Origin of the sequence: Trichocoleus sp. AS-A1, assembly GCF_039962015.1 — a bacterium.
Lineage (GTDB): Bacteria > Cyanobacteriota > Cyanobacteriia > Cyanobacteriales > FACHB-T130 > FACHB-T130.
Map to the genome: position 1 here is coordinate 24,962 of NZ_JAMPKG010000036.1, position 22,057 is coordinate 47,018.

Here is a 22,057-nt window from a genome sequence, read left to right on the forward strand (position 1 = left end):
ACCTATTGAGCGAGTGCTACAAAGAGTGGTGAAGCGGCATGAAAGAAGCGCCAGTATAATAGCATTCCTAAGACAATTATTCCCATTACTATCGTCATCGCATAAGCTTGGGATTGTCCGGAAGTGCTGTATTTCAAACTTTGCCCGCCGAAAAGGGAAGCAACGCCGACAAAATTAACGAAGCCATCCACTAAGTAGCGGTCAAAGGCAGAGATGAAGCGGGAAACTAAAGCAACGCTGAAAACAATACTCACGCGGTAAATTTTGGCGGTGTAAAAGTCATAAGCCAACAAATCTTGCAGGGGTTTCCAAGGAAGTTGGACGGGTTTTTTCCACATTTTATTCAGATAAATTATCCCGCCAAGGCTGCAACCAAAAATACTAGACCAAATCAACAGCAGCGCCATATCTTTATTGAGAGTTGCCCAACTCGGCAGTAGCGACAAGCTCTGTAACACTAAGGGGAGGTGGAGGGTGAAGGCGGCCAAAACTATCATGGGGAAAGTTAAAGGCCAAAATGCTTCTGGCGATCGTACAGTCATTGGCTTGGGTTCTCCACCAAAAATCAGCCCAAACACTCTCGTTAAACTGAAGGCTGTCAAACCATTGACCACCAGCAATAACCCGACTAGCCAAGGTTGAGTTGCCCACAAACCATCTGCCAATTTCAGCAATGCCCAGAAGCTGCCTAAAGGCGGAAAAGCGATTAACCCCAGCGTCCCAACCAGAAAGGCTAACCCGGATATGGGACGGCGCGACCATAAACCGCCGAGTTGGGTTAAGTCTTGGGTGATGTTGTTCCAAATAATTCCACCAACACTCATTACCAACAGCGCCATTGCGATCGCATGAGTCAAGATCAACAACAAAGCTGCATCATCTTGTTGAGTGCCTACAGCGATAAATACCAATCCCATGTAGGTGCTGACGGAATAGGACAAAGCGCGTTTGATATCAATTTGCGCGATCGCAATCAAGGAAGCGCCAACCGCCGTCACACCACCGATCGATATCAGCGCCAGCGACACTATCGGAGAAAGCGCTAACACAGGTTGCAACTTAATCAACACCCAGGCACCTGTTGCCACGACGACCGAGTTCCGCAAAATCGTGCTGGGAAGCGGCCCTTCCATTGCCTCATCCAACCACAAATGCAACGGAAATTGAGCGCATTTACCCATCGGGCCAGCAATTAAACCTAAACCTAATAGCGCGGCTAGTGTAGGGTCTAAATCAGCGGTTTTTGCCCATTCTGCTAGATCGTTAAAATTCCAACTTCCTGCCAGGGGATACAAGGCAATGACTGGCATCAGCATGATTAAATCCCCAACCCGCTTGGTTAAGAAAGCATCCCGCGCCCCCGTCACCACTAGCGGTTGGCTAAACCAAAGCCCTACCAGCAAATAAGTCCCCAAGGTGAGGATTTCCAGGATTACATAGCTAAAGAACAAGGAGTTGCACAAAGCTAAAGCACACATCCCTGCCTCAAAAAGCCCCAGCAAGGCATAAAAGCGTGCCCAGCCCCAGTCCATCTCCATGTAGCCGATCGCGTATATCTGGGCTAGCAGGTTTAACCCGGTTACTAAAGCGATCGCTGCAACGTTAATTACTGAGATTTCTAGGGGAAAATTTAAATCCAAACCCGCTGCCGACAGCCATGTAAACGTTATTTCTTGAGACGGCTGGTTCCAAATCGCTTGCAGAGTCACTAAGCTATGAACGAATGCCAAAAAGGTCATCAGCAAGTTAATGTAACCAGCGGGGCGCGGCCCTGTGCGGCGGATGACACCGGGCGACCATAATAGCCCGGAAATAGCACCAATTAAGGCATAGCAAGGGACTAACCAAATAGTATCGATGAGAGCCTGAACCACTGAATTCCCTCCAAACTTGCAGCAAAGCTAGGGTTGCTTTCAGCCAACCCGTAATTTCCCTAACCAACCTATGCAGTAAGGCGAATGCCGAATTAATAATTTCTTAAGCGTTCTGCTTATCTTAATGGTTCAAGTAACCAAAAGGGAATAATTGATTTAAAGAATTAAGCGATAAATCATCTAAAAAAAACTTATATAACTCTTTGCTATCATAGGTTTTTATGCCTAGAGCAGTTGTCATCAAGAATTTATATGGTACTGATAGATAAATGTCTATAGGTAAAAATATTTTTTAACAAATAAGTTTTTTGATTTTTAAGTGTATTTTAGAAATTACCATCAAGGCTTTATATGGCATCTATAGATAAACATCTATAAGCAATTCTACTTAGGCTACTATAACAGTTCTATTTGAGTTGAAGGCAAGATATCCAATTTCGAGAGAGAAATTGGATATCTTGCCTTCACGAATCAAAGAGAACGCTCCAGAGACACAAGGGAGAGAGTTTTACAATCCATTTAGGATTGGTATCGGTGGGATGCAAGGATGTTGGATGATGCAAAGTGTTTAGCGAATCCAATGAAGACTATCCTGAAGCATCTTTACAGGCGATAGGATTTTGTTATGGCAGAACACAACCCGTCTGCGATTCATTTCACTGCCCTACCTGTTACGAGCGCCGATGTGGAAGCTGCGGCGGTGCGGTTGGCTGGAATTGCCCGTTGCACGCCGGTTTTGACCTCCAGAACGGTCAACGAGCGCACCAATGCTCAAGTATTCTTGAAGTGCGAAAACTTTCAACGCACGGGTTCGTTTAAGTTTCGGGGTGCTTACAATGCACTGGCACAGCTATCTGAGGAACAAGCATCACGCGGGGTTCTGACGTATTCATCAGGGAATCATGCTCAAGCGATCGCACTCTCCGGACAATTGCTGGGCATCCACACCACGATTATCATGCCGGATGATGCCCCAGTCGTGAAGCAAGCGGCAACTCGCGGTTATGGTGCTGAGGTGATTTTGTACAATCGTCAGGAAACCACGCGGGAAGCCTTGGCGCAAAGTCTGGTAGATCGGCGCGGTTTAACTTTAATTCCCCCTTACGATCATCCTCATATCATCGCCGGACAAGGTACATCTGCTTTAGAACTCTTTCAAGAGGTCGGTTCCCTCAATTTACTTCTCGTTTGCTGCGGAGGCGGTGGTTTACTATCAGGATGCGCCCTCGCTGCCAAAACCCTTTCACCGAATTGCCGAGTGATTGGGGTAGAACCAGAACGCGCCGACGATGCGACACGCTCTTTTCACAGTAAAACGCTGCATACTACGAACAATCCTGACACGATTGCTGATGGGGCACGCACTCCTTGCCTGGGAAACATTACTTTCCCACTCGTATTGCACTACGTCGATGATATGGTGACGGTATCGGAAGAAGCCATCCGCACCACGATGTTTTTCTTGTGGGAACGTCTGAAAATCGTAGTGGAACCGACGGGTGCCTTAGCCGCCGCCGCTTTACTATCGGAAGTGGTGAAAGAACCTGGTGCCCGAATTGGTGTGATTATCACCGGGGGGAATGTAGATATTCGGCAAATCTGTAAATTGTGAATGCGATCGCTTAACCTGGTACAACTCTAAATTGGCTATCATCGCATGAGAACGATTTTCAGGCACAATCATGAGTGGATCTGCGTTTACAGTTCCAGAAAAAGTAAGCTTTGAGAGTGCGATCGCGCTGACTCAATCTTTGCTTTCCCAGATGCAAGCGGGGGAATTATCCGAAGCAGAAATAGAAACAGCCATTGCAGAATTAGTGAAAAGTGAAAATGGTGCGAGAGGCTTTTTCGTCACCTACCTGACATCAGAAGGGACAATCGCAGATAATCCCTCTGCTGCTGTTATACGGGCATTGCAGTCAAATCCAGACACCGTTTCCGAATTATTAGTCAAAAATGTAGCCATGTCTGCGGTGATGGCGGTTGCCCATCATCGCAATGGTAACGAAGAGATGGCGCAATCATCCCAAAGAGTGCGATCGCGTACCACTCGAATTATCGAACAGGTGGAACTTCCTTCTGTCTACGAAGTGTCTCAAAAGTTATTGGAAAGTGCCGTCACTGGCGAAGGTAGCTACAAAGCATTTTTAGAACGCCGTGGTTACGATTCCGAACAACGGCAGGTTCTCTCTGAGGCATTGGAACAACTTATCAAGCGGTAATGGTTAATCGTCAGTAGTCCTTAATCCTTGGTTTGTTGCTAGTGACCAATTACCAATTACCAATTACCAATTACCAATTACCAACAACTATGGTAAATTCCCCTACTCAGTTTTCTGATATTCAAACTCATTGGGCACGCTTATTCATTCAAGCTTTAGCCCAACGTCGCATTATTAACGGATTTCCAGATGGGACTTTTCGCCCAAATCAATCTATCACCCGCACTGAATTTGCAGCCCTCATCAGTACAGCATTTTCCAGACCGGCAAAACGACCGTATATCCCCTTTATTGATGTTCCTTCTACTTACTGGGCGGCGAGTGCCATTCAAAAAGCTTACGAAGCACTATTTATTAGCGGTTTTCCCGATAACCGCTTCCGTCCAGCAGAGAGGATTACCCGAACGCAAGTTTTGGTTTCTCTAGTCAGCGGCTTGCAAATTGCCGCGAACGTAAAATCTGACCTAAAAACGGCACTGCCACAGATATATCAAGATGCCGCTGGAATTCCTAGCTATGCCACCGACGAAATCGCAGTCGCGACGAAAGCAGGGCTGGTAGCAAACTACCCGAATCTAAAATTATTCAATCCCAATCTGGCAGCAACTCGTGGCGATGTTGCAGCTTTTATTTATCAAGCTTTAGTCTATCTAGACGAAGCGCCTCGGATTGAATCTCCCTACCTCGTAGTGCCTCCAAAAACCATTCCACCCAGTCAGCCTCAAACTGTCAAAGTCAATCATCAGCGGGAGTTTCGGGGTGCCTGGGTGACAACGGTTTGGAACAGTGATTGGCCTTCTAAACCGGGGCTGACGGCTGCACAACAGCAAGCCGAACTTATCGGTATCCTTGACCGGATGCTAGCGATGAAAATGAATGCGCTAGTCTTGCAAGTACGACCGGAAGGGGATGCTTTTTATGCTTCGCAATTAGAACCTTGGAGTTATTGGCTGACCGGAAAGCAGGGAAATGCACCAGAGCCATTTTACGATCCGCTGGAGTATGCGATCGCCCAATGCCACAAGCGCAATATTGAACTTCATGCTTGGTTCAACCCTTACCGCGCCAGAGTCTCTATTAACAACTCCTCACCAGCCCGTCCTCACATCGCCGTCACTAACCCCGAAGCAGTTTATGTATGGGGTAATCAGATGTGGATGGACCCCGGATTGAAAGTGGTTCAGGACAGGGCATACAACGTCATTCTTGATGTGGTGCGTCGCTATGACGTGGATGGTATCCATTTAGATGACTATTTCTATCCCTATCCCATCGAAGGCAAATCTTTTCCCGACAATAAAACCTACGCCGCTTATACGGCGGCTGGCGGGAAACTTTCTTTAGGTGAGTGGCGGCGGGACAATGTAAATCAAATGGTTCAGCGCCTATCGCGGGGAATTCAGGCAACCAAGCCACACGTCAAGTTTGGCATTAGTCCTTTTGGCATTTATCGTCCCGGACAACCATCTCAAATTCGGGGACTAGATGCCTACAGCGTACTTTATGCCGATTCCAAAAAATGGCTAGAGCAAGGCTGGGTTGATTATCTCGCCCCGCAACTCTACTGGCGCATCGACCAAACTGCACAAAGTTACCCCGTGTTGCTGAAGTGGTGGACGGAGAATAACCCCAAAGATCGACATATTTACGCCGGTAATAATCTGGGGCAGTTGGATGGCAAGGCTTGGACTCTTACGGAGATAGAAAAGCAAGTTGACATTACTCGCAACTTGAGCGGGAATTTGTCTTTAGGGAATATCTTCTTCAGTATGGAAGCCTTCGTTGAAAATCGTCAGGGCATCTATGAAAAATTCAAAACCTCGACTTATACTAAACCCGCACTAGCACCCCCGATGCCCTGGCGAGATACGACACCACCCCCGCCCCCAACAGCACTGGGGTTGAGAAATGGCAAGCTGACATGGAATCTTGCTAGCACTCCCGATATTCGTTCTTGGACGCTTTATAAGCAAACTGGTACAACTTGGACGCTGCAAAGAATCCTTTCAAGAGAGACCACGTTTGCCACAGTTGAGCCGGGAACTTATGCTGTGTGCGCGGTAGATAAGATGGCAAATGAAAGTGGGGGAGTCGTCGTCACCGTCTAACTTGTCATCGTCTAGGTATCCGTGGAAAGCACTTTTTTGAACCATAAAGACACTAAGGGAAATAACAGGGAAGTAACTTTGTGTTTCCTTAGTGCCTTTGTGGTTAATCCGGCGTGTTTTAAACCACCCAACTCAATAAGTTTGTGTTTCCAGTCCTTATAAGTCTAAAGACTCGGTTTTAGAGTTCAGGCGCTTGGAGATTTGGCTAATTATCCCACTCAAAATTGCCCCTCCCATGAGAACTCCAAGCGCTGGGGTAAACAAGGGTTGCCAGAGTTTGTACCACAAATCGAGACCGAGGGGAATGCCGACCGAGTGACCGACAACAGCGATCGCTAGCCACCCAAAACTGAGCAAAACTAGGAACACATCCGCGACTAAAATCAGATTGAGCCAATTGAGGAGTTTATCTTTCATCAGAGTTCTTCAAATTTGTCCGAAAATTTTCGTTTAACAACGTTTGTTTGAGGTTGTTCATCCGTATCTGAAACATTGTCTCTAAACCCCAGCGGATTGCGGTACTGTCCAGAAACGGGTTCAGTTCAAAATTAATGACATCAACTAGGCGTGTCTCTGTGTCAGAAATGGGAATGAACTGATGGATATGTTCCCAGAATTGGAATGGGCCGCGCAATTGTTTATCAATAAATCTTCTCGGAGGTTCCCAGCGAGTAATTTGCACTTGCCAGTCGATTCCTATCTGCTCGAAAAGTTCTACCCGGATTGTAAAGCGCGTCCCTAAACCACAAATAATGTTTGAATCCAATACCCTGACGACTGGAAACGGTGGAGAGATGCGTTCTAGCAGATGTACATCCTCGTGAGCTTCCCAGACGGTTTCTATGGGGAGGGAGACGGTTTCGCTAACCTCAAAGTGTTCCAATTCTCTTCACCACCCAAGTCATTTGCTCGTTGGTAAATTTTTTTTCGCAATTGACGCTTCGGAATCTGCTTGCTTTGAAATTTTATCAATTACAAGACGTTTTTGATGATTTTTACTAAAAAATTAAAATTAAAGAAATTTTTTTAAGGGTTTATATTACTTTGGGAATTTCTTAAGTTGAATATCGAATCGCTTCCTATACAGCCTGAGTGCGGATTGTGGAATCGCACTCAGGCTAACAGATGAAGCCTACAGGCTTCATGAGGCTACGGTTGAATTAGACTTTCAGCACCCAGGCTTTGCGAGTATCGGCACTAACGAAGGATGCGGGAACGATTTCGATATCAACGCCGAGTGACTTGAAAGCGGCGCGAATTGCCGTTGCGTGGGCAGATTCATCGGAACCAATGCTTGCGCCTGCGGTAATCAAGGCGGGGGTTTTGAGCTTCGCAATTTCTCTGGTATAAGCGATCGCTGCGTCAGTCTCCAGAGCGAGTGCTAGCTTGGCAATATTCACATCTGAGTCGATGTTGCCTTCTCCTGCCTTGATGTAGGACGAGAGATCGTAGCTAGATTTTGCCGTCACCGGGGTAGCTCCCAAACTTTTCACCACCGATGCCAGAGTATCCCGATGCGTCTTGTGATCGGCTTGGTTGCGGAGTGCCAACGCCAAAACAGCTTTGCCTACATCGGTGTCACTCAGCTTCGTTGCCGCAAAACCATACGCCCAGATGGCTTGATGCTCGAAAAATAGCGCTTTGTTGAGGATGGCAGCATCATTTCTTTTATCGTCTCTAGAGGCAGCACTGGCACGGTCAGCGATCGCGGTCAACCCTAAGGCACTCGCTACGCCAGTTACAGTCCCCGCCACCATAATCCCACGCCGTGAGAATGTTTTGCTGGGACGCAAGAATCTTTTGGCGAAGGTATTTTCCCTCTCCATGTTGGTGTCTCCTCATTCATAAATCAGTAACTTACAGTTAATACGCGCACCTCATTCGATTGGATTTCAGTAGGATTACGGATGAGAAAATTATTTACAGGACTTATATACTGAAAGCTTGAAACCTATATCCTCACTCACCCCCAATTTATCGGGGAGTTAGTGGGATCTCTGCGTTAGTCCTAATTTAAAAGCTTTCAAAATTTGAGAAGGGACTAATTCTTCTGGCAAGTTATTCGATGTGCATACCGGAAGAAAGGTGAAGTACAAGTCAAATGAGAAAGTTTGAGAGACGGTGAGCTTGACTAAGCCTCAACACCGTGTATAACAAGTAGTGGGATTGCCAATCAGCTAGCCTCTCATAGATTTGGTATGCAGGCGGTCGTTCAACCCCAACCTGAAGGGTCTAGCGGTAATTTCAAAATTGTGGAAACAACTGAATGATTACCATCTTCTATTCAGATAAATTTCTTCAGCATGAAACAGGATATATGCATCCTGAACAGCCAGAGCGACTCACTGCTATTGTCGATAAATTGCGAAGCTCAACGATAGCCGATCAAATCCGATGGCTGAGTCCTTCTAACTCAAGAAATGTTATCACAGCGATCGAACAAATTCATTCCTCTGATTACATTCAGGAAGTTCGTACTTATTCTGAGCGGGGTTGGGGGTGTTTTGAATCAACTCAAATCTCGCCTCAAAGCTTTGATGTTGCTTGCCTTGCAGTCAGTGCTTGGTTAGATGGTATTGATGTGGTTTCGCAGTTAAAACGTCCAGCTTTTGTTCTGGCAAGACCACCTGGACATCATGCCCTCAAAGATGAAGGAATGGGTTTTTGTATTTTCTGCAATGCAGCGATCGCTGCCATTTACGCTCAATCCATCGGAATTCAGCGAGTTGGAATTCTTGATTGGGATGTACATCACGGGAATGGAACCCAAACAGCCGTAGAAAATATCCCTAACATGGCTTTCTGTTCCATTCATCAATCACCAGGCTATCCCCGTACTGGAAAGCCTGAGGAACGGGGTAAGTATAACAATGTGTTGAATCTTCCGATTGCTCCAGGCAGTAATATACAGGATTACTGTAAGTTATTCGAGGAGAGCGTCATTCCCTTTTTCGAAGATTTTTGTCCTGATATATTAATCACCAGTGCTGGGTATGATGCGAATCAAACAGACTTGCTTTCTAAAATCAATTTACAGCCCCAAGATTACAGCATCATCACTGATTATTGTTTAGAGATTACACCCAAAATATTATTTGGTTTAGAAGGCGGCTATGAATTGGAGAGCCTTTCTTCATCGGTACTTGAGACTGTTAAACGATGCGTAGACGCATTTGTATGATGACCTCCAATGGGCGGGGCTAATGGCTCAAAATTTGGAATTGCTCGGAATTGATCCGCCCTGCCTCGTACAGCGTTTCGGCAACTTCCCCCATCCGTAGCACTGAATGACCCCGATAGCCGTTTTCCTGAAGCCGATCTTTGACTCCTTTTTCATGGTCGATCAACACCACGATATCTTCGACATTTAATCCAGCATCTTTGAGTTTCGTTGCTCCCTGCATGGCGCTCTTGCCGCTGATGAGGATATCATCGACGACGACAATGGTTTCTCCCGGCTGGAAATGACCTTCGATGACTCGTTGGGTGCCGTGAGATTTTACCTCCTTGCGCGGGAAAATCATCGGACGGTCTAGGCGTAGCGCTAACCCTGTAGCGGTGGGTAAGGAACCGTAAGGGATTCCAGCTATTCGGTCAAAGTGCAAATTTTTGAGAATCTCGGCGTAAGCACTCAAGATTTGATGGAAGATTTGCGGTTGGGAGATGATGACGCGCAGGTCGATGTAGTAGGGAAAAATCGCTCCAGAGGCTTGCACGCGATCGCCAAACATAATGCAACCCAGGTCGTAGAGTTGCAAAATCAAATCTCGGTTGGGAGAATGTTGCAAGAAGCAGACATCCGGAAGCCACAAGTCACAGGTGGGGCTTTCCTGGACAATTCTGAGCCGTTCTTCATTAACACTGTCGCGTAAGGCTTGGACAGCCTCAGCGGGGTGTTCGGCAGTTAATAAATCTAGAGGAACTGGCAGGAGTAGCCCTTCTCCATAGGTGTTTAAGCCAGCCTCTAGCATTTCAGTTAAGTTTTGGTCTTCTGACCATCCCTGCACGAATATGAGGCGTTCTGGTGCGATATTGCGGATGCGAGTCAGAATTTCTGGCATTGCAGCGCCCACTTCCAGCCCTAGTTGTTCTTGGGTGCCCCAAGTTTGCGCTTCTTTTATCAAATGGATGTAAAAGGGTAGCCCGGTGTCTGGATATTCTTGCAACACGGCGGCTGATGGGTTGTCAGTGGTACAGACCACAAAGACGGCTTTGCCAGGATAGACCAAAAAGGGAGCCGCTAAGTCAAGTCCTGGGTAAGGATTCAAGGTGACAGCATCCACTTTCCAGTCTTCAAAGACGGTTTGGGCAAACAGGGTGCTGGTGTTGAGGTCGCTGTGCTTGGCGTCTAAAATTACTGGAATGTCGGCGGGGATAGCTGCTAGGGTTTGCTGAAGGAGTTCTAAACCTGTTGCCCCCAGTGCTTGATAAAAGCCAAGCGTGAGTTTATAGGCGCAGACTAAATCGGCGGTTTCTGCAATGACAAATTGTAGGCGATCGCTGAAAAGATTTCGATCGACCGAAGAGAGAATGGCGCTAGCCCCATCGCGCTTGGCGAGATTCTCAATGTCTGGGTTGAGTCCTGCGTACAGTAAGCTTTGATTGCGCTCGATTGCTTTAAGTAGCTTATCGAAGAAGTTCATAGGTGTTTTTTTTAACGCAAAGATACGCAAAGGTTAGCGCAGAGGTACGCAAAGGAAGACGGGGGAGATGGTTACATGGATTGTTTGTATTGTTCTAAAATTTGGGGAATATAATCGTAGCCATCAACACCGATAAGGGCGATGATTTGTGGGCGCGATTGTTGCAATTTTTTCTGGAAGGCTTCTGCTCCCAGTTGTCCCTGTAAGATGGTGAGTAAGCCTGCGGTTTTCCGCCACTCTTCCGCAGCAATTTGCTCTAGGAGATACATTCCCAGGCTACCTGTAAGGATTGTTTTATCGATGTTTTGCAGACTATGGTGAGCTTCAGATAAGTAAGCTAAGTTTCTTCCTTGCAGGTATAAATCGCCGGAAAATTGAGCGGCTTGCAAGCCAGATTCTAGGTATTTAATTGCTTCTTGGGGTTGTTCTACTATCAACAAGGCAATTCCCAAACTACTGCAACAAAGGGCTTTACTTTGACCGTCGCCTAATCGTTCTGATAACTGCAATCCTTGTTGCAAATAGTTGATGGCTGTCTCGTAAATTTCGGGTTCTACTTGTTCTAATTGTTGAGCTTGAAAGACTTCACTGTAGCCGAGATTGGCGAGGGCGTTGGCTTCTCCTAATCTATCTCCCGTTTGACGAGAGAGAATTAATGCCCGTTGGCTATAGCTAATCGCTTCGGCATAGTTTTTTTGCGCGACGCAGGTGCGGCTGAGGTGGTTGAAATTGGCAATTTCACAAGGGCGATCGCCTGCATTTCTGGCGATTTCTAAGGCTTGCTCGTGAAATGCGATCGCGTCTGCATATCGACCTTGCGCCCGTTGGGAATAACCCATTAATGTCAAAATCCGAGCTTTTTCTTGGGTACCTTCCACTTGTCGCAGCGGTGCATCTAGATAGTCAAGGGTCGTGCGGAGATATGCGCCGGAAAATGAGGCGAAAATGCCACCGTAGAGGGGGAAATACTGGCGCTGGGAAAAGGTTCTGAGGATTTGTAGGGTAATTTGAAAACAGCCATTCACTAAGCGATCGCGCGAAGTAGAATTGAGAATCGTCGCCTGATTCAACCCATTCGCTAACTGCGACCAAATCACGGCAAAAGTCAGAAAAGTGGAAATCGACAGCCTTGCGCCCACTTTGGAGTCGTAAACCAGTTTGTCAAACCAGTTCACTAGCCCCCGCTGCAAGTATTGCAAAATTACTGCTAACTCAACGAAGGAAATCAAGTCAGACGGTTGTTTTGCGACCAATTCGGTTACTGATTCGTTGAGGGCAAGCGCGTGGAATAATGCCTGAGGATAAGGGCTATTGACTTGTTTTTCCCAAACTCCCCAAGGGCCACTTTGCGCCGGTGTGCCTTCAAATCCTAAGGAGCGATTTTGGTCGTAGATCCAGCTTACCAGGTGCCCTTCCAGGCGTTGCCAAGATTCCAAGCCACGGGCAAGACCTTCAGCAAGTTGCTGCACATCTCGATCTTGTTCGGGATGGGTAATTTCCGGCGCTTGTTGCTTCAGTGCAGATGCCAGCTGCGGTAAGTTCAAAGCTTGCGCTAAATTAGGGTCGATAACCCGTAATAAAGCTGCTAGCTTGTCGTCTGATGGGGAAGCGATAATTTGTTGAACAGCTGTCGCGATCGCATCCGTCGCCCGATTTTTTTCCTGCGCCCGTTCCCATTCTCCCCGAATCGTCTGCATTGCCCTCAAGGTACGAGTCGCCTTGGCAAGCTTCATTTCATCCTTTTGAGTGTCCACCTGTTGCTGGGTGGCGCTTAAGGTTTCTTCCAAAACTCGCTCGAAAATTTCGCCCGTACCCGGAGTCACATCCTTGACGAGCATTTTATACACCTGCTCTTTCGAGCGAATCTGCCCTTTGAGGGTGGTTTGTACAATTTGGTCGATTAATTGTAGATAGCGATCGCGCAAAGGCAGAGAGTCTGTCATGGGAAGTGGTTAAGTGGAATTGTAGGCAATACTGTTCGGTTCGCTTCTCCCCTGTTTTGCTCCCGCTTCCCTTGCAGGGAGAGAGGTTAAGCTTTTCTTTTTTAAGAGAGAAGAAAATAACTTATTTACTTTGCAGTGTACTGAATAAGTTACTGAGTTCGCATACTACAAAGTGTGGAGAAACACTAACGCTGATGTTTGCCGATTTTTTACCCTCCCAAGTTCAGCAGTTGCGCGAGTCCGCATCCATCGCCCTTGCTCAAAAAATTGAACGTCAGGCGATTAAAACTCCTCTCTCGCCACAACCGATAGCTACAGCTTACGTCCATCAGGGGAACGGTGGCACCCCAATTCTATTACTACCCGGTTTTGATAGTTCGGTGCTGGAGTTCCGCTGCTTGCTGCCACTACTCGCCGCCCAAAATGAAACGTGGACGGTAGATTTGTTGGGATTTGGCTTTACAGATCGAGTGCAGGGAATTTTGTATAACCCCGACGCCATCAAGACGCACCTGTATTACTTCTGGAAAACTTACATCCAAGTGCCAGTCATGTTGGTAGGCGCTTCGATGGGAGGTGCAGCGGCAATTGACTTCACCCTCACTTACCCGCACGCTGTCAAAAAGCTGGTGTTAATTGACAGTGTAGGTTTCAGCGGTAGCTTCCCGCTTGCCTCCTATCTCTTTCCTCCCTTAGATTTTCTGGCAGTCGAATATTGGCGTCAGCGCAAACTCCAAGCGCTGTTATGGGGCAGCACTTTTGGCAACTTGGAACCGACTGCTATTGAGGCGATTCGGTGTGCGGCGCTGCACATGGAAATGCCCGGTTGGCACGAAGCAATCATCGCGTTTATGAAAAGTGGCGGTTACTGGAATTTGGCAGATAGAATTCCTCAAATCGATAAGCAGACGCTGATTCTATGGGGAGAGGCGGATGATATGTTGGGTACGGACGATGCCGAGAGGTTTAAGAGAGCGATCGCTCATTCTCAACTCATTTGGATCGAGAATTGCGGGCACGTTCCTCAATTTGAACAGTCAGAGATTACCGCTAAGCATATTTTGGCTTTTAGGTAATTGTAGGATTTATTGTTAACGCAAAGGTACGCAAAGGTTAGCGCAAAGGTACGCAAAGGAGTTTTCAGGGTAGCGTTAAAGTTATGAATCAGGATTCTCTTGCCCATCGATGGGTAGTCAGTGCAGAAGAAGCGAAGGAATTGATTAAGCTGGATGCGACACTTCTGGATGTTCGCAATTCAATTTCCTGGTTGCTTGGGCATATTTCTGGTGCTGTTCATGTCACTTGGCAGCAATTCTCGCAACAACAATCTCCGAATAAGGGAAAGTTGATTGAGAATACAGAAAATTTGCAAGAAAAACTTCGCGCTGTCGGCATTTGTAACAATCAACCTGTCGTTGTCCTTGGCAATCCAGCGCACAATTTTGGTGAAGAAGGGCGCATTGTTTGGATGTTACGCACGCTAGGACATTCACAAGCAGTCTTTGTCGATGGGGGACATTCAGCACTTGTTAAAGCAGGTGTCCCGATTGTTTGGGGAGTGACTCAACCCAAACCTGGTGATTTTCTTGTACAGCGAACTTCCTTATGGGAAATTCAGCGCGATGAACTCAAAGCCAATCTTTCCGCTAAAGAGATATCCCAAGATTTGATTGTCATTGATACCCGCGAAGCGAGGGAATATGCAGGAACTCCCGCTTACGGCGAACATCGGGGAGGACATCTCCCTGGTGCGGTTCATTTCTACTTCCAAGATTTGAAAGATGCCAAGGGGAATTTGCTGCCTCGCGACCAGATTATTGATAAGTTGGAAAGATTAGGAATTCAGCATCATACTCCCATCATTACTTATTGTACGGGCGGCATCCGCTCAGCTTTCTTCACGGCTGTACTTGTTGATTCAGGATTTAATCATGTAAAAAACTATGCAGGTTCGACGTGGGAATGGTCAGCTTCGCCAGAAAATCATTATCCTCTAGAATCTGAACCTAAGTAGGAAAATAAATTAAACAAAATCAGTAACTATTTTACAAACAATCAAGCTTCTTTTAATTGCCCATAAATTCAATAATAAACAGCAATTATTTAGGCGATTTTATTGCTTTACCAATATACATAACTGAAGTATTGTTACTAATTTCTACTTGAAATTTTCCCGTTTTTTTGTAGTGAATATAAGCAAGCAAGTTTTGGTAAATGCTTTCACCAAATATATTAAACCCTTTAATTTCTATACTGTTAAATCCCTGGCTATGCATTAAGCTTGTTAATTCTTGCGGCTCAATAAACTTATTCCAATCGTGAATACCACAAGGAATTTCCTGCAAAATATTTTCTAATAGCCAAATCATTATTAATTTAGAGGCAAAAGTTTTATTAATTGTGTCAAAAAGAAACAAGCCGTTTGGCTTTAAAATTCTATAGATTTCAGAAAGTGTCTGACGTAAATCTGCAATATGCTCCAAAACATCAACACAAACAACAATATCAAAAGTATTGGCACCATAAGGGAGGTTTTCAGAAGATCCATGTTGATAGTCAATCTGAAGTCCGGTTAGAGATGCGTGATCTTGGGCTTGTTGAATACATTTAGCCGATTGGTCGATTCCTGAGACTTTTACTCCTCTTTTCGCCATAAATTCGCAGGTAAATCCGCCGCCACATCCAACATCTAGGGCTTGCAATCCCTGCCAATTTGAAACATAACGATCAAAAAAATCAAATCGGGGTTGATTGAGATGATAGAGAGCATAGATTTTCTCATCTTCCTGCCACCACCTATCTGCACTCAAATCATAAAATTTTAAGTCGTTTTTTTTCAAGTGTTTGCTTTGCATTGTGTATCTAGGAAGGTTGATAGGACAAACGCATCTAAGGTAATTTTAGCTGCGGTAATTTTAGTCGCTGCTTCAGTGGGAAAATTATGCTGACATTGCGAACTCAATCATTCCACTTCTAGCCTATCGGCATCTAGTAGGATGTCCTTTATGAAAGGTAGCGATCGCTATCTTCGCTGCATCTGAGCGATAATAGCTAGCGTATACTGCCCGCAGCCACGCTTCTCGCTTTGTCTCCAGAAGCATAAATCTTATAATCTAAAATCAAAAATATTATCACAAGCCTCGTACAATGAAATATTGCTGGGAATATTGCTGGGACTCAAGGAGCTGATTTTATGCCACAGGCAGTGGGAACGATTGAAACGTTAGGGTTCCCAGCTGTACTAGCAGCAGCAGACGCAATGGTTAAAGCTGGTGCAGTCACGCTGGTTCATTATGCACTTGTAGAAAAAGGGAACTTTATGGTCTCCGTTCGGGGAAAAGTTTCTGAAGTCAACATCGCTGTTGAGGCAGGGATTAAAGCCGCAGAGACAGTCTACGGAGGTCAAGTGATCTCCCACTACATCATCCCCAATCCTACGGAAAATGTTGAAACTGTTATGCCCATTCATTTCACCCAAAAAGTTGAACAGTTCCGTATGTCGTAGTTGGTTAACAATCGGAACTTAATTGCGAGTAGACATTGCCAGCTATCCCAGCAATTATTGGGATTTTGTTTACTCGATTGTTTGGTCTTTTGTCAAGTCAAAAAGTGGGAAAGTAAAGGCAAGGGGCATTTCCATCCAAAGGTGCATCGAAAATTCGTACAATTAGTTCTTAGCTCTACGTAACTCAATTAAATTCAAATTCAGGAGATAGCCAATGCCACAGGCAGTTGGATCGATAGAAACGAAAGGCTTTCCTGCTGTCCTAGCAGCGGCAGATGCGATGGTTAAAGCTGGAAGAGTTACCCTAGTCGGATATATCCGAGTTGGTAGCGCCCGTTTTAATGTCAATATTCGGGGGGATGTTTCAGAGGTGAAAACCTCAATGGAGGCGGGAATTGCCGCAGTAGAAAAAGTTTATGGTGGCGTTGTAGAATCCTGGGTGATTATTCCCCGTCCCCATGAAAATGTCGTCAGTGTACTGCCAATTGGCTTCACTGAAGACGTGCAACAGTTCCGAGATGCTGTCGAACAGCCGATAGTCCGCAGGTAGTGGAAACATCTGTTAGCGAAAGGCGCGTAAGCAGCGCCTGCTGAGTAGAAAGACTGCCTGCAAGAGAGCGTCCAAAATCATAGCTGCTGTTACAACCCGTTTTCTTCAAGAAAATGGGTTTTTTTAGCAATATTTTTTGAATAAGACTCACTTTCCCTTTAAACCGGAGAAAACATCTCTCTTACAAGTGGTTAATGATGTTCGTTTTTCACCTCACCCTAAAGGTAATTTCTTAAACCCTTGATTCGTCAGGGTTCTAAAATTTGGAGTTTCTCGTCTCGTGAAAATTTCGTGACGCTAGCATCGTACAAATACTGACAAAAACTAGAAATTACTAAATCTTTACTAAAATTCCCTATATTTTTATCAGAACTATACAAATAATGCCGTAGTTGTATATAAAAATTGATGAATTGTGAATATTACTACCAGACTTAGCTAAATTAGTGGAGCCAGATATTGCAAACATTACTTGCTAAAGCTTCATCGGTAGGTACTCGCCCTGAAATCGAAGTGCTGCTAATCTGTGCCAGTACTCGGATGGAATTGGAAAGAGTTGAGCGGCTAGTCACTTTACTCCAGGAAAATCATATAGATTGGGCAGAACTGATGCAAATGGCGACTGAGCATAGGGTGATGCCACTTTTGTATTGGAACCTAAACAGCACCTGTCCGGAAGCGGTTCCGAAGAATATTCTGGCTAAGTTGCGGGCTGATTTTCAAACCCTCACGCGACGCAGCCTATTTTTGAGCGGCGAACTGGTTAGACTCGTAAATCTATTTGAAGCACAAGGAATTCCGGTTCTACCTTTCAAAGGGCCAGTATTAGCCGCTTCTGCCTACGGTAATTTGTTGAGAAGACAGTTCTGGGATTTAGACATTCTGGTGCAAGAAAGAGACATCGAAAGGGCAAAGGCGCTGTTTTTGTCTCAAGGATACCAGATGAAAATCGAGCGCATCGAAGTGACTCAAGAACAGGAAGCGGCTTTTGTGCGATCGCCTCATATTCATCAATTTGTACGCGAAGCCGCCTATCCATTTAGAAACCACCAGAAAGGAGTGTTGGTGGAACTGCACTGGGGAGTAATGCCAAAGTATTTTTCTTTTCCCATCGATTCTAAAGAATTGTGGGATGACCTGGAGCCAGTCTCCATTGCTGGAACGACAGTTCCCAACCTCTCGCCAGAGAATTCGTTGCTAACGATTTGCGGACACGGAACCAAAGACTGTTGGACGCAACTGGCAAGAATCTGCGACGTAGCCGAACTTATCCGCAGCCATCCGCAGCTAGATTGGGTCAAACTGATGCAGCAAGCTAGCGCCAAGGGCGGTCAGCGAATGTTGTTTATAGGTTTAAGGCTGGCACATCGTCTTCTAGGAACTGCCCTGCCAGATGATGTTTGGCAAAAGATTCAGGCTGACCCAGCGGTAGAATTGCTGGCGGCTGAAGTATGCGAACAGCTTTTCCGTTCGTCGGACGGATCTGTTAAAGACGGGACAACCACCCGCTTCCATTTAAAAGCCAGAGAACGCCTAATTGACAGGGTGCGGTATTCTCTGAAATTAGCAATCACGCCGACTACTACCGACTGGTTGCTACTACCCTTGGCGGAATTTCCAGCTTTCCTTTACTATTTGCTGCGACCACTCAGGCTAATAGGAGAGCAAATATTAAAAAGATTCAAGGTGAGTAAAAAAAACTTATGATTTTCATGCTTAAACTATAAAATTTATTCCTTAATCAAAATGGTAGTAAGTAAGGAATAAATCTTTTTCAATTTTAAACCGGATACATATTATGAGCTTTAAATTTAAACTAAATCAAAAGTTCATAATATGTATTTTGTAATAACTAATATTATTTAAAATCGTTAATTTATAATATAAGCGGAATCATTATAAAGTCTATAAGTTTAGTAATAAACCTAATTAGTTATACCTTGACATTAGAATATCTCAAGGTTAGCTTAGGGTTAAGAAAAGCGAAACAAAGCTTGGTAGTATAGCAAAAAAATCATGAATCATTCAGAGATATTTAAGGCGAATGCTCCTAAAGTTGTCCACGAAACGATTGATGGTGAAGTTGTAATCGTCAACTTGGATAAGGGAGATTATTATAGCTTAGTAAAAGTTGGAGCTGATATTTGGGAAGAAATTATTAAAGGGACTTCCAAAAGCAATATTATCCAAAAAATAATCCAGTGCTATGATGGCGATCGCCAAAATATTGAAAATACTGTCAATGATTTTATTGCCAGATTGCAGCAAGAAGAACTCATTACTCTTGATGGCACAGAAGATCCTAAAAATTTAAATATAGACAGCGCACCAAGCACCACAAACGACAATCCTGAAAAGCTCAGCTTTTCACCCCCAACTTTAGAAAAATATACAGATATGGAAGAATTGCTAGCTTTGGACCCCATTCACGAAGTGAATGAGGTGGTGGGCTGGCCTAATGTTAAAGTTGAAGCCTGATTAAATCAGCATTTGGCATCATTATCAGCAGCTTCAAAGTGTGTTGGGAAGGGGCAGTCGTCAGGATTTGCCCCTAGGTTTCAGCTAATTCCTTAAGTTTTTTCAACATGATGACTAACGAGTTGGCATCTGAGATTGCCACTAAAACAGAAGCGAAAGACCCTTTAGCCTTTTTTAATACGGTTTATGAATTATACGAAAAAGCTGAGGCTGCATCTGGTTCTATTGACCGTTTTTATTGCTTAGGCGGGTTTAAAATTCGGTTGCGTTTTGCTGGTTCAGCTTTAATTTCCTACATGACACCTGCTTTAGGACATTTAGCGACAGAACCCGTTTCAGATCCAGCGCTGACAGTTTGTTTGTGGGATAGCGCCTCGACAAACACCGTAATGCCACCTCCACCTTGGCAAATAAATCATCATCATCCAAAGCGTGGGGAAATTATCGGGTTTACTAATGAGCGCATTCATACCAGTTTCCAATGGGGAGCGTTTGCGTTAAGTATTTTAGATAGCGATCGCAACCTGGGAATCTATTGGGTTGAGACAACCGAACAACTTCCTTACTGGGAGGCAGGTTCTCCGCTACGGACAATTTTTAACGTCTGGATGAGTAAGCGGGGACTGCAACTGGTTCATGCGGGTGCAGTTGGAATGCCCAGTGGCGGCGTGTTGCTAGTCGGAAAAGGGGGGTCTGGTAAATCAACTACAGCTTTAACCTGCCTTAACTCTGAGCTTTTCTATGCCAGCGACGACTATAGTTTGATTACTTCCGACCCCACTCCAACTGTTTTTAGCATTTACAGCACTGGCAAAAAAAATGCCGATGATGTTCAAAGATTACCCTTTCTGGCTAAGGCGATTAGCAATAGCGATCGCTTAGATTCGGAAAAAGCGCTTTATTTCATCAACGACCATTTTCCCGAAAAAATCTTGCCCAGTTTTCCTCTACGAGCGCTTTTAATCCCACGCATTACTGGGGGAAGCAATACCACCTTGAAAGCTACCTCATCAGCAGCAGGATTGGCAGCACTTGTTCCCAGTACAATCCTGCAATTACCGGGTGCTGGCAAGGAAGCTTGCGAGCTGATGACAAAAACTGTTAGCCAGCTAGCTTGTTATTATCTAGAACTCGGCACTGACCTGAAGCAAATTCCTGAAGTCATTTTAAGCTTACTTTCAAAGCAATAGCCCATGAATAATAAGGAATTCTTCGTTAGTGCGATCATCCCTGTCTATAACGGAGAACAGTTTCTAGCAGAAGCTATTCAAAATATCCTCAATCAAAACTATCAGCCTCTAGAAATCATTGTTGTTGACGATGGCTCAACAGATAAAACGGCGGAAGTTGCTGCTCGCTATAAAGATAGTATTCACTATGTTTATCAGCCTAATAGCGGGCCATCAGCAGCTCGTAACCGTGGTTTAAAAATGGCAAAAGGGGATGCGATCGCTTTTCTAGATGTCGACGACTTGTGGTCTGAAAATAACCTAAAATTGCAAACAGATTACTTAGTAGATAACCCATCAGTAGAGATTGTTCAAGGATTAATCCAAAACCTGAAAATTTCTCAGTTGACACCAGAAGGTGCAATCTTTGAAAAACATTATCAGCCTTATAATTACATCAACTTGGGAAGTGCCCTTTATCGAAAATCCGTGTTTGATAAAATTGGCTTATTTGATGAAAGTTTAAGTTTTGCTGAAGATGTTGATTGGTTTGTAAGAGCCTGGGAAAATAGGGTGTCAAAGGTGGTGCTAGAACAGGTGACACTTTTTTATCGAAGGCACCAAGACAATATGACTGTCGGGAAAAATTTAATTGAATTGGGGTTTATTAAAATTTACAAGAAACATCTCGATCGGTGCAGGCAAAAAGGGCAGTTTGCTAATAGTTCGCTACCAGGAATGCCTAAAATAAACGAATATCTGGGCGCGCCTCCGAATACGCCCAAATTTTTTTGATGAAGAGCTAATTAAACAGCAAATTTTAAAAAATCAAGTAGAAGGAGGTATCGGAATGGAAAATCATCTACTAATCAGTGTCATCATCCCAGTATATAACTGCGATCGCTATTTAGCTGAAGCGATTGAAAGCGTACTAGCTCAAACCTATCAATCCATAGAAATTATTGTCGTAGACGATGGTTCAACCGATGGTAGTGCAGAAGTCGCAAAACGCTTTGGCTCATTAGTGCGATACTATTTTCAAACTAACAGTGGTAGTGCTGCTGCCCGCAATCACGGCATAGAATTATCACAAGGTAACTTCTTTGCTTTTCTCGATGCTGATGATTTGTGGGTAGAAGATAAACTGGCAAGTCAAATGACAGCTTTTGAAAGCGAACCTGAACTAGATCTAGTATTCGGATTAGTCGAACAGTTTTATAGCCCAGACTTAGAGGAGAGTATGAGGGCAAAAATCCACTGTCCTACTGAGTTAGTACCGGGACATATCCCCTCAGCCTTACTGATAAAACGAGATGCTTTTTTCCGTGTAGGCTCTTTTGAACCTAACTGGACTATAGCAGAATTTGCCAGTTGGTATGTGCGTGCTGTTGAGTTAAAACTTCGGATGAAGATTCTACCATATTTGGTTGCAAAGCGACGTATTCATAAAAAAAATAAGGGAATTACAGAGCGCCAATTCCAAACTGAATATATTAAAATTCTTAAAGCTTCTCTTGACCGACGACGCGCCGCAGGTGATCGGGTAAACAACTCATAGTTATTGC

The 22,057-nt window shown here is 44.9% G+C and carries 21 protein-coding genes; 13 read left to right on the plus strand and 8 right to left on the minus strand.

What is annotated here, in order from left to right; translation table 11 throughout:
• Nucleotides 1–2 precede the first annotated feature (2 nt).
• Nucleotides 3–1,874, minus strand: a complete 1,872-nt coding sequence (locus tag NC994_RS22240; RefSeq protein WP_190426524.1) for an NAD(P)H-quinone oxidoreductase subunit F — start codon at nucleotides 1,872–1,874, stop codon at nucleotides 3–5.
• A 625-nt stretch (nucleotides 1,875–2,499) separates the two neighbouring features.
• On the opposite strand from NC994_RS22240, the gene NC994_RS22245 reads away from it, so the two are divergent.
• The 3 genes from NC994_RS22245 to NC994_RS22255 all read left to right on the plus strand — a co-directional run bounded on the left by NC994_RS22245 (nucleotide 2,500) and on the right by NC994_RS22255 (nucleotide 6,204).
• Nucleotides 2,500–3,486, plus strand: a complete 987-nt coding sequence (locus NC994_RS22245; RefSeq protein ID WP_190441397.1) for a threo-3-hydroxy-L-aspartate ammonia-lyase — start codon at nucleotides 2,500–2,502, stop codon at nucleotides 3,484–3,486.
• A 70-nt stretch (nucleotides 3,487–3,556) separates the two neighbouring features.
• Entirely contained in the window at nucleotides 3,557–4,096 is a 540-nt protein-coding gene (locus NC994_RS22250) for a hypothetical protein (RefSeq protein ID WP_190441400.1), read from the plus strand.
• An 89-nt stretch (nucleotides 4,097–4,185) separates the two neighbouring features.
• On the plus strand, nucleotides 4,186–6,204 hold the full coding sequence (locus tag NC994_RS22255) for a family 10 glycosylhydrolase (RefSeq protein WP_190441403.1): 2,019 nt from the start codon (nucleotides 4,186–4,188) through the stop codon (nucleotides 6,202–6,204).
• Between the two features lie 156 nt (nucleotides 6,205–6,360).
• Here the strand turns inward: NC994_RS22255 and NC994_RS22260 are convergent, their stop codons facing one another.
• The 3 genes from NC994_RS22260 to NC994_RS22270 form a co-directional block, all read right to left on the minus strand.
• Nucleotides 6,361–6,621, minus strand: coding sequence for a hypothetical protein (locus NC994_RS22260; RefSeq protein WP_190411538.1), 261 nt, complete (start codon nucleotides 6,619–6,621; stop codon nucleotides 6,361–6,363).
• Complete coding sequence (locus NC994_RS22265) at nucleotides 6,611–7,087, minus strand: SRPBCC family protein (protein WP_190441406.1); 477 nt, start codon at nucleotides 7,085–7,087, stop codon at nucleotides 6,611–6,613. Before NC994_RS22265 ends, NC994_RS22260 begins: the two co-directional genes overlap by 11 nt.
• 277 nt (nucleotides 7,088–7,364) lie before the next feature.
• Complete coding sequence (locus NC994_RS22270; RefSeq protein ID WP_190441409.1) at nucleotides 7,365–8,030, minus strand: ferritin-like domain-containing protein; 666 nt, start codon at nucleotides 8,028–8,030, stop codon at nucleotides 7,365–7,367.
• 440 nt (nucleotides 8,031–8,470) lie between these two features.
• On the opposite strand from NC994_RS22270, the gene NC994_RS22275 reads away from it, so the two are divergent.
• Nucleotides 8,471–9,385, plus strand: a complete 915-nt coding sequence (locus NC994_RS22275; protein ID WP_190441411.1) for a histone deacetylase — start codon at nucleotides 8,471–8,473, stop codon at nucleotides 9,383–9,385.
• Nucleotides 9,386–9,404: 19 nt separating this feature from the next.
• On the opposite strand, the gene NC994_RS22280 is transcribed toward NC994_RS22275, so the two are convergent.
• On the minus strand, nucleotides 9,405–10,847 hold the full coding sequence (locus NC994_RS22280; RefSeq protein ID WP_190441414.1) for a bifunctional orotidine-5'-phosphate decarboxylase/orotate phosphoribosyltransferase: 1,443 nt from the start codon (nucleotides 10,845–10,847) through the stop codon (nucleotides 9,405–9,407).
• A gap of 71 nt (nucleotides 10,848–10,918) precedes the next feature.
• Nucleotides 10,919–12,790, minus strand: a complete 1,872-nt coding sequence (locus tag NC994_RS22285; protein WP_190441416.1) for a tetratricopeptide repeat protein — start codon at nucleotides 12,788–12,790, stop codon at nucleotides 10,919–10,921.
• A 194-nt stretch (nucleotides 12,791–12,984) separates the two neighbouring features.
• On the opposite strand from NC994_RS22285, the gene NC994_RS22290 reads away from it, so the two are divergent.
• Both NC994_RS22290 and NC994_RS22295 read left to right on the plus strand, forming a co-directional pair.
• On the plus strand, nucleotides 12,985–13,866 hold the full coding sequence (locus tag NC994_RS22290; RefSeq protein WP_190441418.1) for an alpha/beta hydrolase: 882 nt from the start codon (nucleotides 12,985–12,987) through the stop codon (nucleotides 13,864–13,866).
• Nucleotides 13,867–13,949: 83 nt separating this feature from the next.
• Entirely contained in the window at nucleotides 13,950–14,804 is an 855-nt protein-coding gene (locus NC994_RS22295) for a rhodanese-like domain-containing protein (protein WP_190441421.1), read from the plus strand.
• A gap of 85 nt (nucleotides 14,805–14,889) precedes the next feature.
• On the opposite strand, the gene ubiG is transcribed toward NC994_RS22295, so the two are convergent.
• Nucleotides 14,890–15,645, minus strand: a complete 756-nt coding sequence (gene ubiG, locus NC994_RS22300) for a bifunctional 2-polyprenyl-6-hydroxyphenol methylase/3-demethylubiquinol 3-O-methyltransferase UbiG (protein ID WP_190441424.1) — start codon at nucleotides 15,643–15,645, stop codon at nucleotides 14,890–14,892.
• A gap of 123 nt (nucleotides 15,646–15,768) precedes the next feature.
• Complete coding sequence (locus NC994_RS22305; protein WP_277877524.1) at nucleotides 15,769–15,891, minus strand: hypothetical protein; 123 nt, start codon at nucleotides 15,889–15,891, stop codon at nucleotides 15,769–15,771.
• A gap of 92 nt (nucleotides 15,892–15,983) precedes the next feature.
• Between NC994_RS22305 and NC994_RS22310 the strand changes: the two genes are divergently transcribed.
• From NC994_RS22310 to NC994_RS22340, 7 genes are all read left to right on the plus strand, one after another.
• A complete protein-coding gene (locus tag NC994_RS22310; RefSeq protein ID WP_190411530.1) occupies nucleotides 15,984–16,295 on the plus strand; it encodes a carbon dioxide-concentrating mechanism protein CcmK in 312 nt (103 codons plus the stop codon).
• A 214-nt stretch (nucleotides 16,296–16,509) separates the two neighbouring features.
• A complete protein-coding gene (locus tag NC994_RS22315) occupies nucleotides 16,510–16,845 on the plus strand; it encodes a carbon dioxide-concentrating mechanism protein CcmK (protein WP_190411529.1) in 336 nt (111 codons plus the stop codon).
• 459 nt (nucleotides 16,846–17,304) lie between these two features.
• Entirely contained in the window at nucleotides 17,305–18,552 is a 1,248-nt protein-coding gene (locus tag NC994_RS22320; protein ID WP_190441427.1) for a nucleotidyltransferase family protein, read from the plus strand.
• A gap of 309 nt (nucleotides 18,553–18,861) precedes the next feature.
• A complete protein-coding gene (locus tag NC994_RS22325; RefSeq protein ID WP_190411527.1) occupies nucleotides 18,862–19,323 on the plus strand; it encodes a PqqD family protein in 462 nt (153 codons plus the stop codon).
• Nucleotides 19,324–19,430: 107 nt separating this feature from the next.
• On the plus strand, nucleotides 19,431–20,513 hold the full coding sequence (locus tag NC994_RS22330) for a serine kinase (protein WP_190441429.1): 1,083 nt from the start codon (nucleotides 19,431–19,433) through the stop codon (nucleotides 20,511–20,513).
• 3 nt (nucleotides 20,514–20,516) lie between these two features.
• Entirely contained in the window at nucleotides 20,517–21,287 is a 771-nt protein-coding gene (locus NC994_RS22335; protein ID WP_190441432.1) for a glycosyltransferase, read from the plus strand.
• A 55-nt stretch (nucleotides 21,288–21,342) separates the two neighbouring features.
• Nucleotides 21,343–22,050 (plus strand): glycosyltransferase family A protein, encoded by a 708-nt coding sequence (locus NC994_RS22340; RefSeq protein WP_190441435.1) that lies wholly within the window; start codon nucleotides 21,343–21,345, stop codon nucleotides 22,048–22,050.
• Nucleotides 22,051–22,057: the final 7 nt, after the last annotated feature.